The organism is Cesiribacter andamanensis AMV16, assembly GCF_000348925.1.
GTDB classification, from domain to species: domain Bacteria; phylum Bacteroidota; class Bacteroidia; order Cytophagales; family Cyclobacteriaceae; genus Cesiribacter; species Cesiribacter andamanensis.
In genome coordinates this window covers 1-14,599 of record NZ_AODQ01000110.1, presented here as the reverse complement: position 1 = coordinate 14,599, position 14,599 = coordinate 1, and the positions used below count along the sequence as shown (strand labels likewise).

The window sequence follows — 14,599 nt, the reverse complement described above, 5'->3', positions numbered from 1 at the left end:
GCTGAGGGCGGGTATAGTGTGCTGCCAGTGCTGCCGGTTGCCGCCCAGGCCGTGGATCAGGAGAAGGGTTTCGGGGCCCCTGCCGGTTTCGGTGTAGGCAAAGGAGGCTTCCTGCAGTACTGGCTGCTGCCTGGATGTCTGTGCCTGACAGGCAAGGCTCAGGCAGGTGAAGAGGCACAGGATAAGAAGGGGCTGCCTGATCATGCTTTTACCGGGTTTAGGGTGTTGGATTTTGGGGAGCGGGCTTTCCAGATCAGGTACATGCTGCCCGAGAGCAGCACTGCGCTGCAGATGGCCAGGGCTGCCGCCACACCGGGGTTGCGCACCCCCTCCTGCATGTAGGGGGTAAGGCGTCCGTAGTAGATGCTGAAGTGAACAACTACCGCTGCTATGGCCCCCGCTACAGGTACTGCCAGGGGTACCTGCCGGAAGAAGATGCCAAAGAGTACGGGAATAAAGGCTGCCGAGAAGTAGGCATAGACCCCGTTTTGGGCAAAGATGCCTACGCTCAGATCGGGCGCTACCAGCTGCTGCCAGGAGAAGAAGAAGGCGACCAGGGCCAGCAGCACAATCACGCCCCGGTTTACGGCTACTTCATTGTTAAGCTGCCGGCCGCGGCGGCCCAGCAGGTTGGCCAGAATATCGGAGGTAATGGTGGTGGAGAGCGACTGAATAAGCCCTTCCAGCGTAGAAATGCCGGCCGAAATAAGCCCCATGATCACTACCAGGCCCAGTACCCAGCTGAACTCCTGCAGCACGTAGGCCGTCATGACCCCATCTACCGCCAGGGCTTGCCCGTTGAGCTGCAGCTCGGGAAAGGCCAGTCGGGCATAGAGGCCGGCGGCCACCACGCAGAAGAAGAGAATCTCCACTACTACGCCGGTAGCCAGGTAGCGATTTACATCGCTGTCTTTTTTGAGCAGCAGCGATTTGGTAATGATGTGCGGCTGGCACACAATGGCAATGCCCACCACAATCTGGCAGAACACCACCTCAAACCAGTCTCGGAACAGGGGGCTCTGCCCATTGAGCGGTTGGGCCAGCAGGGGGTCTATAGCAGTTAGTTTTGCCATAAACCCGTTAAATCCCTCCTTAAAATGCTCCAGGCCGGAGCCCAGCAGCAGCACCGCCACCACAATCATCAGCAGCGCCTGGATCATGTTGGTGTAGACCATGGAGTTGGCACCGCCAAACATCATGTAGCCAAAGATTACGGCAATGATCACCGCCAGCGTAGGCAGCTCGGGCGTGTTGAGCATGGCGGCCAGCACCTTGGTGAGGCCCACACAGATGAGCACCACAAAAGTGATGAGCAGCAACGACAGAAAAGCAAAGTAAAGGGCAAAGCCCCTGTTGTTGTAGCGGGCGCCAATCCACTGCGCCATGGTCATGGCCTTGATTACCGTACCTACTTTGCGAAACCCCTTGGTAAAGATCACCAGGGAGATAAGGGCGCCCAGCGGCAGCATAAGGGCCATGGACAGAAAGCCGCTGATGCCATAATAGGCCACAAAACCGGGATTGATGATAAAGGTGGCGGCCGAGGTCATGGAAGCGGCCAGCGACAGGCCCACGGCATAGGGGGAAAAGCCCAGGCTGCCCAGGGCATAATCGGCAATGCTTTTGGTGCTGGAGGCCCCCTTAATCACAAAGTAGAGGGTGAGCAGGAGATAAAGCCCGATCACCGTCCAACCCGCTATCATCAATTCCTGTGGTGCCAGATTCATGCTGTATTGCTGTCAGGTGTTTTTCCGGTAGAATATTTTGCAATCGTTTGAAATGCAAAATAAACGTAGGGAAAGCCGCAGAATCTACCTAATAAAACAAGCCAATGGCGGGATTTCTGGGGTGAACGGAAGGGGCCGGGGGGTGAACGGGCCTACATCACATCGAAGTTCTGCATCAGATCGTCCCGGTAGGTTTTACCGATGGGGATCTTGTGGCCGCCAATGATCAGGTCGTTGTACTCCAGCGCCTCTACCTTTTGCTGGTTGACCAGGTAGGAGCGGTGCACCCGCCGGAACACCGCCTCGGGAAACTTCTCGGCTATGGCCTTCAGGGTGTAGTTGACCAGGTATTTGGTATCGGCGGTGTAAACGTTGGCGTAAATGTCGTTGGCCTCCACAAAGAGAATATCCCGGAGGGCTACCTTTACCAGGCGGTTTTTGGATTTGATGAAGATAGAGTCGTCCAGGGTGTATTTCTTTTCCCGCATCTCCCCTTCAGCAGCCGCAGGGGAAGGGCCATGCTGTAGCTGATGGCTTTTATACAGGGCCAGCTCAATGGAGGAGCGCAGGGTATTTTCGTTGAAGGGCTTGGCCAGGTAGGCCCAGGGCTCGGTGGGCAGGGCCTCGGCCATGGTGGCGTCATCGGCATGGGCGGTTACATAGATGAAGGGGATGTGCAGCTGCTCCTTGAGCTTTTTGCCTACCTCAATGCCGTTTAGCTGGCCGGCCAGGTCAATGTCCAGCACCACCAGGTCGGGTTTTTCCTTCTGGATCTGCAGCAGGCCTTCCTCGCCCGTCTCGGATATGCCCAGCACGGTATACGCCAGGCTTTCGAGCAAAAAGGAGAGATTTTTGGCAACCACATAGTCGTCTTCCACTATGTAGATTCGGGCGTGCTTCATTTTTGGAGTAGATTAATTTCCAATGTAGGAATTTAGCCTTAAATTATTCTAAAATAAAGGCGGATGCCCCCCCTTCATGATACAAATTCTCTCCTATACCCCCTTTTGGCGGCGCCCCCACCAGGGCTTGGGCCTTCTTCTGCTGCTGGCTTTCTGGCCCCTTGGCAGACTGGTGGCTGCTCCTGCAGAAGGGGGGGTACAGCTGGGGGCATCCCGTTTTCTGGTAGATTCCTTTAACCAGTACACATACCGGCAGGTGCTGGCCTTGCCCGACGGGGCCTGGACGAATACGTACACCCCCCTTCACCAGGGCAGCCTGTGGGTGCGCCTGCCCCTTGAGAATAGCAGCCCGCAGCCGCAGGAGGCCTTTTTGCAGCTGGGCGAGATCCCGCTGATGCAGCTCTACCTGCCCCGCCCCCAGGGGGTAGACAGCCTGCTGAGTGGCATGTTTGTGCCTATTGATGCCCGCAGTTTTGCCCACCACAAGCCCCTTTTTAAGTTGCAGCTGGCGGGGGGTGAGCAGCTGAGCGCCCTGCTGCGCCTGGATAGCCAAAACCGCATTGGCCTGCCCCGCCAGTACAGCCCCCTGCTGAAAAGTGGCGCCAGCCTGCAGCGGGATCAGGAGATCCGGCTGCTGACCCAGGGTCTTTTCTTTGGCATTATCCTGGTAATGGCTTTCTATAATTTGCTGCTCTTTGTGGCCGTGCGGGATGTGAGCTACCTCTGGTACGTGCTTTCCATTTTGGGCATCGGCCTGTATTTCTTTTTCTATTATGGCTTTAGCCTGCAGACCATCTGGCGGCAGCAGCCCCTCTGGAATGCCTACAGCTTTGCGCTGATCGTACCACTGACCAACCTGATGCGGGTAATGTTTACCAAAACCTACCTGCACACCCGGGAGCAGCTGCCCTGGCTTAACCGCTTTCTCAACGGGCTGGCCCTGCTCTGTTTTGTACCCATGGTACTGGGCCTGGCGGCCTACTGGCTGGGGCTGCCCTGGTACGAGCTCACCATTGATGCCACCGGTGTGCTGGGTACGCTGGTGCTGCTGAGCATGCTGCTGGCCGGGGTGCTCATGTACCTGAGAGGGTATACGCCGGCACTTTTTTTCATTGTGGCCAACCTGCTGTTTGTGCTGGGGGCCAATATGTTCATCATCAAAGAAATGCAGCTGGTGGCCGATAGCCTGTTTACGCGCTATGTGGTGCAGCTGGGGGTGATAGCGCAGGTGGTGCTCTTTTCGCTGGGTCTGGCCTACCGCCTTAAAAAGGCCCGCCAGCAGGAGGCCGAGCATCTGCTGGCCCTGGCCCGGCTGGAGCATGAAAAAGAGCAGGAGCGAAAGGAGCTGGCCGAGCAGCAAAAGGCCGAGCTTGAAGAAAAAGTGCACCAGCGCACCGCCGCCCTGCAGGAAAAAACGGAGGAGCTGCAGGCCGCCGTGCTGAAGCTGCAGGAATCGGAAGAGGGGCTGCGGCAGCTCAACAAGATCAAGGACAAGCTGTTTTCGGTAGTCTCGCACGATTTGCGCGGGCCGGTGGCAACGCTGGATTCCTTCATCAGCCTTATTACCAAACATGCTGCCCACATCTCGGCCGAGGAGATGGACAAGCTCTCGCACAAAACCCGGGAGTCTGTGCACAACCTTTCTTTTTTGCTCGATAACCTGCTGAACTGGTCCCGGGCCCAGATGGGTACCCTCACCTTTAAGGCCCAGCCGGTAGCGCTGGCCGAGCTGGTGCAAAAAAATGTAGCCCTCTACCAGCTGGCGGCCGAAAGCAAAAAGCTGAGCCTGGTACCTGATGTGCCCAAAGAAGCCCTGGTGATGGCCGACCGGGGCATGCTGGATTTTATAGTACGCAACCTGCTGAGCAATGCCATTAAGTTTACCCCTGCCTGGGGCACCATAAAGCTAATTGTGCAGGAGGAAGGAGATAGCCTGCAGCTGCAGGTAAGCGATACCGGCCTGGGTATTAGCCCCGCGCACCTGCAACGTATCCTGGACCCCGACGATACCTTCAGTACCCCCGGCACCGCCCGGGAGCGGGGTACCGGCCTGGGCCTGATGCTCTGCCAGGAATTTTTAGCCCTGCATGGCGCCCGGCTGGAGGTGCGCAGCGAGCCGGGGGCTGGCTCCCAGTTTTTCTTTAGCCTGCCCAGGGCCCTGCCTGCCCCCGTATCGGCTGCGCCCGACAGCTCTTTGCAGCTGGGCTAATACGGCCGATATATGGCAATAAGCGGGATGGCCAGGGTATGGGAATTTTTATAGCAGCAGCCCCTACACCGGGAATGATTATTGCGTATGTGGAAAATAGAACTCCTATCTGCCTAACAGCTGCATCCATGAAGCCACTACTTTTTTTCCTTCTTTGTCTGATCCTGCCGCTGGCCTGCACCTCCCCTCAACGCAGCACCTCTACCGAAGCAGGCGAGGCTGCTGACGTCAGCTATCAGGCGGTAGACTGGCCCGGCACGTACCGGGGCCTGCTGCCCTGCGCCGATTGTGCCGGAATTGAGACGGTGATGGAGCTTAATCCAGACCAGACCTATGTGCTCACCACCCGCTATGAGGGCAAGGAAGCCGCCATGGTACAATCGCAGGGCAGTTTTCACTGGAATGAGGCCGGCACCACCCTTATTTTGGAAAACGAAGAAGGGGCCGACCGGCCTACCTACTACAAACTGGGTGAAGGGCAGCTGACCCAGCTGGACCGGCAGGGGCAGCCGATTGCCGGTGCTCTGGCCGATAAGTATGTGCTGCAAAAACTGGATCTTGCGCTGCTGAACCGCTTCTGGCGGCTGGCAGCCCTGAATGGCCGCCCGCTGGTGCCCGACCCCGACCGCCGGCAAGAGCCACACATCCGCCTGCTGCTGGAGGGAAGCCGGCTGCAGGGACATGGCGGGTGTAACTCCTTATCGGGCAGCTACAGGCTGGAAGGGGGTAACCGGCTCCGTTTCTCCCAGGTGGCTTCTACCCGCATGGCCTGCCCGAATATGGAACCTGAGGTGCAGCTCCATAAGGTACTTGAAGGGGCCGATCGTTACCACCTTTCCGGCGATAGCCTGCAGCTGCTCTCCCCACAAGGCAGCCCCCTGGCGCTTTTTGTAGCGGAAGATGGAAAATAAATGAGGTTTGTTCCTCTGGATGGTGCATTAATGCCCCTGGCAGGCTTGTGTTAAAGAAAAGAATGTACTATGTTATAGATGATTGCAGGATATTGGTTGCCAGCGAGGCTGCTCTCTCTTCAGTATCCGGTTGGAACATTTGAGTTGAAGAGGCCTTCGCTACCAAGCCCTTGCCCTGCGATCAGGAGAAAACCCGCAGCGGTTGGGTACCCGCACAAGTCAGATACCCCTATGTATATGAAGCATCTACCCCTTATTCTGTTACTGCTCATGAGCCTGCCGGGCATGGGGCAGATCACCGGAAACCTTCAGGTACGGGATAGCAGTGCCCTTAAGTTAGATGCAGCAGCCCTAAGCAAAATGAAAGGCAAATGGAAGCTGTCGGAAACCGTAGAGCGCAGACGGGGAGAAGAAAGCAGGCAGGAGCGGGGAATACTGGTCCGCTTTGGCCCGCAGGGGGCTGTTACTACCTCCTGGTGCGGAGATTGCTTTGAGGAAGCGGCCGGGCAGTGGGAGCTGCTCAATGAACAAACCCTCAGCCTGAGTGGCAGCCGTACCGAAACAAAATACCTGTACGGAAAATGGGTGGTCTATGCCCTGAGCGAGCAGGAGCTGGTGCTGGCCTCGGTGCTTACCAGTAGCGGCGACTGGGTAAAGGAACTGCGCTTCACCAAAAATTTCCCGGCCTCGCTGGCAGCAGGCACCCAACGGGGCTGCCTCAACTGTTGGGAAGATGGGGGTTGGTGCTGGGGCGAGCGGCCGGAGCAGGCCAGGGTGCAGTGGGCAATGGTACAGGATCTAGAGCAGCAGGCTGTCAGCAGCCAGCAGCGGGCCGAGCTGATCAGGGGATTTGACTGGCTACTGCACTATGCTCCCTGCGTAAACAAATCCCTCTACATGAAGGCCATCCCTTTTTATGAAAGTCTGCTGCAGGAAGAGAAGCATGCTGGAACAAAAAAGCGTTATATGGAGAAACTGGCACAGCTAAAAGCGCAGCAGGTGGAGTATTTCGGTGAATAGCCCCTATGGAATAGCCGCTGTGGAAAAGCCCCTATGGAATAGCCGCTATGGAATAGCCCCAATGATCAGACCCTATACCCCTGCCGATAAGGAAGCGCTGCTGGCGCTGTTGCGGCTCAACATCCCCACCTACTTTCACCCCTCCGAGGAGCAGGAATTCAGCGATTACCTGGAGCAGCACCTGGACCACTATTATGTAGTGGAAGAAGGGGGCAGGCTTGTTGGGGCAGGGGGTGTAAACTTTGCGGACGATCGCCGTACGGTGCGCATCTCCTGGGACTTTTTCACCCTGAGGCGCAGGGCAGGGGGCTGGGCAGCCAGCTGCTGGCCCATCGACTGGCCATGCTCCGGCAGCATCCGGAGGTAGCGACCATAGTGGTGCGCACCTCTCAGCTGGTGTACCGCTTCTACGAAAAGGGCGGCTTTACCCTTAAGGAAGTGGTGCAGGAGTACTGGGCCCCCGGCTTTGATTTGTACTATATGGAGTGTACTAACCGCTAAGGTTCAGCCTGACTGCTTTTTCCTGGCACTACTTATCCCTTCTTTGTCCGGGTCGGTAGCTTTCCTTTGCCCGTTTTTCCACATCCTCCCGGTAGTAGGCTACATCTTTAAATTGCACATCGGCATAGCGCTGGGCCTGGTCCATAAAATGGGGGGAGGCGGGGTCGCCGCTTTGCCCGCCCGCCAGCAGGCTTTTTGCTTTTACCTTATCGCCAAACTCTACCACGGCCACAAAGCTGTTGCCGGAGGTGCCATATAGGCGTTTGGTATTGTATGATTGAGCCCCAAAGGAGGCCAGAGCGCCCCAGTTGCCGGAGGCCATGCCAATGGGCAGGCTGGGCAGCGAATCGTTAAAGGGTTGCTTAATATCGCCGGTGAGGCGCTGAAAGCGGTTGATCTCGCCCCAGGGGGTATTCCACTTGCCAAAATCCCGCTCCAGCTGGGCCATCGCCTGGCGAAACTGCTCCAGCCGCTCCCCTTCCGGAGCCTCCGTGGCATAGTAGCGAAAGCGCTCAATCAGGTTGAGGCCTTTGGGCGCACTGCCGTTTTTGAGCAGGTGGGTGGCATAAAAGTGGGCCAGCGACATGGCCACCGATTCGGTAGAAACGGCATAGTCCCAGCGGCGCATTTCAGCTATAGCTGCTGCAAGTGCTGGGTCTGAAGGTTTTTGCGCATCCCAGGCAGCTAGCAGGCCGGGGATCAGCACTTCAAAACCCGGCAGATAGGGGTCGTAGGCCAGCGCAATTAGCCCATCGAGCGTAAGCCCATTGGCTTTCTCCAGCAGGCGAATGGCATGCACGCCCCGAAAATTTTCAGGCGAAGGGGCCATGTAGGAGGGGTAGTCTTCCGGTTTGGGACTGTAGGGACCGGCGGCGGTAAAGGGGGTGGAGTTGCAGTTCTGGATCCAGCCGTTGGGCGGATTTACCAGCCGAATTGTCTCTTCCAGCGGGTGCAGGCCCTGCCAGTCGGTTTGGGGGTTGCTGCCGTCTACGGGCTTGCTGTAATCGAAAGAGGCTGCATCCCGGATGGGGAAGAAGTTGCCATGGTAGTAGGCAATGTTGCCGTCGGCATCGGCATAGACGGTGGCGTTGGAGGAGTTGGTGCGCATCTTCATCATGTCGTTAAACTCTTCCAGCGTCGTCAGCTTGGTACGGGTGTAGGATTGGATAAGGGCCTCTACGGGCTTCCACATCAGGGCGGTGGCTACCCACTTATCGCCGTTTTTATGGGTAATGGGGCCATGATGGGTGCGGTAGGTGGTAAAGGTTTTCTCCTTCAATTCATCACCTTCTTTATAGGCCAGGGTTACCTCCTGACTGCTGAGGGGGCGTTTTTCCTCCCCATAGAGGTAAAACAGTTTATCCCCTTCTTTTACAATGGTTTCTTCAAACTCATCGATCACATCGGCATAGGCCGAGGTGTGCATCCAGCCCATCTTTTCGTTAAAGCCCTGGTAGATGAAAAACTGCCCCCAGGTAACGGCTCCATAGGCGTTGAGCCCCTCTTCGCTGACGGCATGCACTTCGCCCCGGAAAAAGAAGGAAGTATGGGGATTGATAAGCAGCATGGCCTTGCCGGATTCGGTTAGTTTGCCGGATATGGCAAAGCCATTGGAGCCCTGGGGTTCGGCCAGCAGGGGGGGCTGCACCAGACTACCTCCCTGGCTGTTAAGGCCAAGCGACTGCCCATTTTCATAAAACGCCCGGATTCTGGCCGTCGATACGCTTTCGATATCACCGCCAATAGAGCCTTCGCTGAAGTAGAAGGGCATCCAGGGCTCAAAACGGGTCAGCAGTTTGGGCTTTACCTCCGGATGGGTGTGCAGGTAATAGTTGATGCCATTGGCAAAGGCCTGGCAGAGTTCCTTCAGCCACTGGGGACTGCGTTCGTATTCTTCCATGGCTTCCTCCTGGCTCATGTACAGGCGGGCCCGCAGGTCGCTGTAGAGCATGTCTTCGCCCTCAACCTCGGCCAGTCGGCCAATGGCCCAGAGGTAGTTGCGCTCCACCCGGTTAAAATCATCCTCACACTGGGCATAGAGCAGGCCAAAGACCGCATCAGCATCCGTTTTGCCCCAAATGTGCGGCACCCCAAAATCATCCCGGAAGATGGTAATGCGGGCCGCCTGTTGCTCCCAGGCCGCTACCTCTGCGGAGGGGGTGCTGCTTTCCGGAACCGAGCAGGAAAACATAAGGGTGAAGAGGAGAAGGAACAGGGCAATGCGTTGCAGTGGGTATGTCATGAATGCGGAAGGTAGGTATGCGAATGCCTAATTTAGGCAGAAATGTGAAAAGGGCAATTTCTTCCTCTATTTCAAAGGGGTTTTGGTGGCGGCTTGGATCTTAGGAGTAAAAGATATAGGTTATAGGAGAAATCGGCTGCCTCACTCATCTGATGTGGGGGTGGTGCATTGAATTGTTATTTTGTATTGGTTATAGCAAATTAGATGAGGCCACCTTTATTGATACTCTTCTTCTTATTTGGATGTGGTTATCAGAAGAAGGAACCATCGCAACATCCAACCGTAGAGGAAATTCATTTGCATGCCAATAATGCGTGCCTTACAGTTGGTGTCACTAAGTCATCATTAGACACTGTAATTTATTTAGATAAGAAGACATCAATTGATTCATTTCAATATGTGGCCTGTGGTGATCAATTGCTGAATAATTTAGCTTTACTTGACTCTATAAGAAGTTTACATCCAGTTAAGAAAATCGGCAGTGGGCATGGAGATTTCATAGATTTATTATTTCTAAAGACTCTCTCGACTACAGAAAGGCAGGTTGATTTCGGATTTTATCCTGTTGTAAACTATAAGAATAAGAAAAAAGTAATGAAGCCTTATTTATTCAGATACGTCAAGCCTACGCATAGCTTCTACATCACTGAGCATCCAGACAATGAATACATTTTTATGACAATGGAGCAATGGATGAATAATGACTCATTGATGTCGCAAGTGGATTGTGGAGGTCTATATTAATAAATAATATAGACCCTGCTACAACAACATAATAAAGCAACCGCACAGCTTTCTTTCAGCCATGAGAATGTAGGCAGCTGCCTTTGCGTCCGCTCAGCAAAGGCTTGTGCATGGTCGACTGCTTTATACAACAAACGGTACTCATCATCAAAAACAGCAGAAACGGGTGGTTGGAAAATTCCGTTAATGTAATAACTTTGTAATTACATTAATGAAGTGTACATGGAACAGCCAATCATACGTATCGGAAACTCAAAAGGGCTGCGGCTGTCAAAGAGCATTCTTGACAGATATCAGATCAAGGACAGAGTCGAGGTAATCCTGGAAGAAGGACAGATCGTGCTGAAACCGGTATCAACTCCAAGGGAAGGGTGGGATAAAGCCTTTAAGCAGATGCACAAAAGAGGAGACGATCAGCTATTGCTCGATGATGTGTTTGACGAAGAAAACTTCGATCAATGGGATTAAGCCAATACGACATCGTGCTGGTCAATCTAGCCCCGACGATTGGAAGCGAGATCAACAAGACCAGGCCCTGTCTGATCCTATCTCCGGATGAGATCAATAATAACCTGAGAAATATCACAGTAGCCCCTATGACGACTAAAAGCCATCCGTATCCAACCCGAGTGAAGGTGAGACATAACAATCAGGAGGGATGGGTGGTGATCGACCAAATCAGGACTATTGACAAGGCCAGGGTCATAAAAACGCTGGGCCACCTTGACACTGTTTCAATAACGGAATGTAAAAGGGTGATAAAGGAAACATTCGTAGATTAATAACCGGATAAAGTAGGTGCGGAAGTGTAAGTCAATCGATGTCAAAGCAAGCCTGACCCTTGCCCTCCTTTTCTGCCTTATCTTTTCCACCACGCTTACCGCGCAGGAGGAGCGCTATCTTTTCTTTTTGCATAACCGCTTTCTGGAGACGCATGCGCTGGAAGATCAGCATCCTGACTATGGCAGAGCAGAGTACAGGGAAATTATTGCAGCTTTTGAGCGGGAAGGCTTTGTGGTGATCAGTGAAAAGAGGAAGGGGGATGTAAATGCCAGGGACTATGCCCAAAAGGTGGTAAAGCAGATCGATAGTCTGCTGGCACAGGGGGTAGCCCCAGGGGCCATTACGGTGGTGGGCACCTCCAAAGGGGGGTACATTGCACAGTACGTTTCTACCCTTGCGGCAAATGGGGATCTGAATTTTGTCTTTGTGGGCAGTTTTAGGGAAACAGATCTGGAAACGATTCCCCACATTCAGTTCTGCGGCAATATCCTGACCATTTATGAGAAGACGGACCCCTATGGGGTTTCGGCCGTCAGACGGAAAGAAACATCCTCGCTCCCCATACCCCATTTTAAAGAAGTGGAGCTGCAGACAGGACTCGGCCATGGATTCCTGTTCAGAGCCATGGATGAATGGATTGTACCCGCTGCCGCATGGGCCCGGGCGAAGTACGACTAACAAGATTACCTTTCTATTATGCGGATTTACGTTGTTATACTCCTTTCGGTGCTGCTGGCCCCCTCTCCCCTGAGGGCGCAGCAGCAGCAGATGCATCCCCAGATCGAAGCCCTATTAGCCGATATCAAGACCTTTAAGCAGCAGGAATGGAAAAGCGATAGCAGCAGGGGCTGGGTGCTTGGTGCGCATACCGAAGCAGCCTATCTGCGGCGGCACCAGTTCTACCAAAAGGCCGATGCCCGCCTGAAGGCTATTGATACCAAGGCACTTCCCTTCGATGACCTCATTACCCTGGAACTGCTGCAGCACGAGCTCCTTAATACCCTGGCCGACTATCAGTACAAGGCTTACCTAAATCCCATTCTTTCTGATGAGGGCTTCCATACCAGCCTGGCCCGCCGCGCCAACATCACCATCCGAAACAGGAAGCAGGCCGAGCACTACCTGCGCCTGCTGCAGGATGTGCCCCGCTATGTGGAGGAGCACCTGGCACTCATGCGCAAGGGGTTGTCTTTGGGCATCAGCCAGCCGGCTGTGATTCTCAAGGGCTATGAAAGTACCTACCAGCAGCACCAGGTAAAAGAGCCTGAGCAATCGGTATTCTGGAAACCCCTGGCCACCCGTCCGGCGGCCATTCCGGAGGCCGACTGGCAGGCGCTGCAGCAAAAGGCCCGTACCCTCATTCGCCAGCAGGTAGTGCCCAGCTATGGGAAGATCAGTGATTTTTTCAAGAACGAATACCTGCCCAAAACCCGTACTACCCTGGGCGCCTCCCACTTCCCCAACGGCAGGGCCTATTACGAAGACCGGGTGCGCCATTACACCACCACCTCCCTGAGCTCAGAAGAGGTGTACCAGATTGGCCTGCAGGAGGTAGCCCGCATCCGGGGTGAGATGGAGGGGGTAATGCGCCAGGTAGAATTTGAGGGAAGCTTCCAGGAGTTTATTGCCTACCTGCGCAGCGAGCCCCGCTTTTACCCCAAAACCGAGCTGGAGCTCCTGAAGGAAGCCTCCTACATTGCCAAAAAGGTAGATGGCAAGCTATCGGCCCTCTTTGGCAAGCTGCCCCGCCAGCCCTATTCCGTAGCACCGGTGCCGGCCTACCTGGCCCCTACTTATACAGCAGGCCGCTATTCAGGCGCCACCAACGAGTACTGGGTCAATACCTACAACCTGCCCAGCCGAAGCCTCTATACGCTGGAAGCGCTTACCCTGCACGAGGCCGTGCCGGGCCACCACCTGCAGCGGGCGCTAACCGAAGAGCTGGAGCACCTGCCCGAGTTTCGCCGCTCGCTCTACATCAATGCCTTTGGGGAAGGATGGGGCCTCTACAGCGAATACCTGGGCCATGAGATGGGCCTCTACCAGGACCCCTACAGCCTCTTTGGCCGCCTCACCTACGAAATGTGGCGGGCCTGCCGCCTGGTGCTGGATGTGGGCCTGCACAGCAAGGGCTGGAGCCGGGAGCAGGCCGTGGCCTACCTGGCGGATAATACGGCCCTATCGCTGCATGAGGTGAATACGGAAATAAACCGCTACATCTCCTGGCCCGGGCAGGCGCTGGCCTATAAAATGGGTGAGATCAAGATAAAGGAAATGCGCCGCAAGGCCGAAACGGCCCTGCAGCAGGACTTTGATGTACGGGCCTTTCATGATATGGTCCTTTCCAGAGGCACCGTTACCCTGGCCATCCTGGAAAAAATGACCGACCGTTTTATTGAAGAACAGCGGAAGCAGAAGGCCAGCCGCTGATGGGGGTATTCGTACTGCCGCCCTAACCCCTTAAAAACTCTTTAAAAATTCGGATCGCCGGGGTCGGAGATGGTATAGAGTAGTGTGCGTATTTCCTCCACCTTCTCATGATCGCCCCCTTTTTCGAAGGCGCTGGCCAGGTTGCGCATCACCCGCTTAATGATGGTGAGGTTGTCGCAGGGCTCAAAGTACTTGTCCTGGGGCACCAGGTGCAGGTGGTTGATGTAATTTTCAATATCCTGCCGTGTAAAGATCAGGCCCCGGTTAAAAGCATTGATGTAGAACTGCACATCATCGACCTTATAGGTGCAGATGAAGAGGTTGGGCAGGTTTACCCCCCATACGGGCATGTCCAGCTTCTGGGCTACCAGCATGTAAAGCACGCTCAGCCCTATGGGGTTGCCCTTTTTGGTCTCCAACAGGGCATTGAAGAAAGAGTTGTTGGGCGAGTGAAAGTTGCGGGTATTGGCCGAAAAGCGCAGCTTGCCAAAAAGCACCGAGTTTAGCAGCTTGATCTGGTCAAAGGGGTGCAGGTCGGGCTTCATTTCCAGCCAGGCATCGTAGTAGATCTGCTCCAGGTCCTGGCGCAGCTTCTGCAGGCTTAGGTCGGGGTACTGGTAGGTAGCCACCAGCCACATGCCTTCCAGCAGGTCCTGACCGCCGCTTTCCTTATAGGCATGCAGACGTTTTTTGAGCAGGTCCAGCTGCAGGGTATGGATCATATCCTCCAGGCGCTGCTGCACCAGGGGGTTAAAATTCTCCTCCCAGTATTTTTCCAGGTAGGGGATGGCCTCATCGCCCAGCTCCATGATGCGTTTCTCTACATGCCGCAGCACGTCCTGATCTTCATCGTCCAGCAGCGACACCAGCGCTTTTAGTTCACTATCGGTCATGGGGTTCTTCGTCTACTTCTTCGGTGCGGTAAGGGTAAAAAGCAGCCGCTCGGAAAAGCGGCTGGTTTAGTAAGGTAAGATACGAAAATTTGGGATTGGGGGTGGGGTAATTTTTTGATCAACACCTCATCCCCCCGCCCTTCTCCTACAAGGAGAAGGGGACTGAGCCGGTGAACGTTGGGTGTTTCTCTACTGTCAGTTGGAAAATAGTTACTTTATTGTGGAATAGAGTTCAGT

At 54.8% G+C, this 14,599-nt stretch carries 15 protein-coding genes; 10 read left to right on the top strand and 5 right to left on the bottom strand.

Going from position 1 to position 14,599, the window contains the following annotated elements; all coding sequences use genetic code 11:
• The 3 genes from ADICEAN_RS16330 to ADICEAN_RS16320 all read right to left on the bottom strand — a co-directional run.
• A partial coding sequence (locus ADICEAN_RS16330) for an alpha/beta fold hydrolase (protein ID WP_040397671.1) occupies window positions 1-204 on the bottom strand: 204 nt, incomplete at its 3' end.
• Window positions 201-1,727: a sodium/pantothenate symporter gene (locus tag ADICEAN_RS16325; protein WP_009196753.1), complete on the bottom strand. Its 1,527-nt coding sequence runs from the start codon at window positions 1,725-1,727 to the stop codon at window positions 201-203. The genes ADICEAN_RS16330 and ADICEAN_RS16325, both read right to left, overlap by 4 nt.
• Window positions 1,728-1,879: 152 nt before the next feature.
• The gene (locus ADICEAN_RS16320) at window positions 1,880-2,629 is read right to left on the bottom strand and encodes a LytR/AlgR family response regulator transcription factor (RefSeq protein WP_009196752.1); all 750 of its coding nucleotides are present in this window, start codon (window positions 2,627-2,629) and stop codon (window positions 1,880-1,882) included.
• Between the two features lie 76 nt (window positions 2,630-2,705).
• On the opposite strand from ADICEAN_RS16320, the gene ADICEAN_RS16315 reads away from it, so the two are divergent.
• From ADICEAN_RS16315 to ADICEAN_RS23365, 5 genes are all read left to right on the top strand, one after another.
• The gene (locus ADICEAN_RS16315; protein WP_009196751.1) at window positions 2,706-4,838 is read left to right on the top strand and encodes a sensor histidine kinase; all 2,133 of its coding nucleotides are present in this window, start codon (window positions 2,706-2,708) and stop codon (window positions 4,836-4,838) included.
• Between the two features lie 128 nt (window positions 4,839-4,966).
• A complete protein-coding gene (locus ADICEAN_RS16310) occupies window positions 4,967-5,749 on the top strand; it encodes a copper resistance protein NlpE N-terminal domain-containing protein (RefSeq protein WP_009196750.1) in 783 nt (260 codons plus the stop codon).
• Window positions 5,750-5,986: 237 nt separating this feature from the next.
• Entirely contained in the window at window positions 5,987-6,769 is a 783-nt protein-coding gene (locus tag ADICEAN_RS16305; RefSeq protein WP_152426475.1) for a hypothetical protein, read from the top strand.
• 61 nt (window positions 6,770-6,830) lie between these two features.
• Complete coding sequence (locus ADICEAN_RS16300; protein ID WP_009196748.1) at window positions 6,831-7,136, top strand: GNAT family N-acetyltransferase; 306 nt, start codon at window positions 6,831-6,833, stop codon at window positions 7,134-7,136.
• Window positions 7,043-7,270, top strand: coding sequence for a GNAT family N-acetyltransferase (locus ADICEAN_RS23365; protein ID WP_394330762.1), 228 nt, complete (start codon window positions 7,043-7,045; stop codon window positions 7,268-7,270). The genes ADICEAN_RS16300 and ADICEAN_RS23365 overlap by 94 nt, the downstream gene beginning before the upstream one ends.
• 28 nt (window positions 7,271-7,298) lie before the next feature.
• Here ADICEAN_RS23365 and ADICEAN_RS16295 read toward each other — a convergent pair whose 3' ends face one another.
• Window positions 7,299-9,512 carry an acylase gene (locus ADICEAN_RS16295; RefSeq protein WP_009196746.1) on the bottom strand — a complete coding sequence of 738 codons (2,214 nt, stop codon included), beginning with the start codon at window positions 9,510-9,512 and terminating at the stop codon, window positions 7,299-7,301.
• A 204-nt stretch (window positions 9,513-9,716) separates the two neighbouring features.
• On the opposite strand from ADICEAN_RS16295, the gene ADICEAN_RS16290 reads away from it, so the two are divergent.
• From ADICEAN_RS16290 to ADICEAN_RS16270, 5 genes are all read left to right on the top strand, one after another.
• Window positions 9,717-10,256 (top strand): hypothetical protein, encoded by a 540-nt coding sequence (locus ADICEAN_RS16290; RefSeq protein ID WP_009196745.1) that lies wholly within the window; start codon window positions 9,717-9,719, stop codon window positions 10,254-10,256.
• Between the two features lie 222 nt (window positions 10,257-10,478).
• Window positions 10,479-10,724 (top strand): AbrB/MazE/SpoVT family DNA-binding domain-containing protein, encoded by a 246-nt coding sequence (locus ADICEAN_RS16285; protein ID WP_009196744.1) that lies wholly within the window; start codon window positions 10,479-10,481, stop codon window positions 10,722-10,724.
• Entirely contained in the window at window positions 10,715-11,038 is a 324-nt protein-coding gene (locus ADICEAN_RS16280) for a type II toxin-antitoxin system PemK/MazF family toxin (RefSeq protein WP_009196743.1), read from the top strand. The genes ADICEAN_RS16285 and ADICEAN_RS16280 overlap by 10 nt, the downstream gene beginning before the upstream one ends.
• A 16-nt stretch (window positions 11,039-11,054) precedes the next feature.
• Window positions 11,055-11,717 carry an alpha/beta hydrolase family protein gene (locus ADICEAN_RS16275; protein WP_009196742.1) on the top strand — a complete coding sequence of 221 codons (663 nt, stop codon included), beginning with the start codon at window positions 11,055-11,057 and terminating at the stop codon, window positions 11,715-11,717.
• Between the two features lie 18 nt (window positions 11,718-11,735).
• A complete protein-coding gene (locus tag ADICEAN_RS16270) occupies window positions 11,736-13,469 on the top strand; it encodes a DUF885 domain-containing protein (protein WP_009196741.1) in 1,734 nt (577 codons plus the stop codon).
• 41 nt (window positions 13,470-13,510) lie between these two features.
• Here the strand turns inward: ADICEAN_RS16270 and ADICEAN_RS16265 are convergent, their stop codons facing one another.
• A complete protein-coding gene (locus ADICEAN_RS16265; protein ID WP_009196740.1) occupies window positions 13,511-14,362 on the bottom strand; it encodes a transglutaminase-like domain-containing protein in 852 nt (283 codons plus the stop codon).
• Window positions 14,363-14,599 lie beyond the last annotated feature (237 nt).

Excerpts from the sequence above, each read along its gene's own strand:
- ADICEAN_RS16325 (WP_009196753.1), bottom strand. The coding sequence starts at position 1,727 with ATGAATCTGGCACCACAGGAATTGATGATAGCGGGTTGGACGGTGATC.
- ADICEAN_RS16320 (WP_009196752.1), bottom strand. The coding sequence starts at position 2,629 with ATGAAGCACGCCCGAATCTACATAGTGGAAGACGACTATGTGGTTGCC.
- ADICEAN_RS16315 (WP_009196751.1), top strand. The coding sequence starts at position 2,706 with ATGATACAAATTCTCTCCTATACCCCCTTTTGGCGGCGCCCCCACCAG.
- ADICEAN_RS16310 (WP_009196750.1), top strand. The coding sequence starts at position 4,967 with ATGAAGCCACTACTTTTTTTCCTTCTTTGTCTGATCCTGCCGCTGGCC.
- ADICEAN_RS16305 (WP_152426475.1), top strand. The coding sequence starts at position 5,987 with ATGAAGCATCTACCCCTTATTCTGTTACTGCTCATGAGCCTGCCGGGC.
- ADICEAN_RS16300 (WP_009196748.1), top strand. The coding sequence starts at position 6,831 with ATGATCAGACCCTATACCCCTGCCGATAAGGAAGCGCTGCTGGCGCTG.
- ADICEAN_RS16295 (WP_009196746.1), bottom strand. The coding sequence starts at position 9,512 with ATGACATACCCACTGCAACGCATTGCCCTGTTCCTTCTCCTCTTCACC.
- ADICEAN_RS16290 (WP_009196745.1), top strand. The coding sequence starts at position 9,717 with ATGAGGCCACCTTTATTGATACTCTTCTTCTTATTTGGATGTGGTTAT.
- ADICEAN_RS16285 (WP_009196744.1), top strand. The coding sequence starts at position 10,479 with ATGGAACAGCCAATCATACGTATCGGAAACTCAAAAGGGCTGCGGCTG.
- ADICEAN_RS16280 (WP_009196743.1), top strand. The coding sequence starts at position 10,715 with ATGGGATTAAGCCAATACGACATCGTGCTGGTCAATCTAGCCCCGACG.
- ADICEAN_RS16270 (WP_009196741.1), top strand. The coding sequence starts at position 11,736 with ATGCGGATTTACGTTGTTATACTCCTTTCGGTGCTGCTGGCCCCCTCT.
- ADICEAN_RS16265 (WP_009196740.1), bottom strand. The coding sequence starts at position 14,362 with ATGACCGATAGTGAACTAAAAGCGCTGGTGTCGCTGCTGGACGATGAA.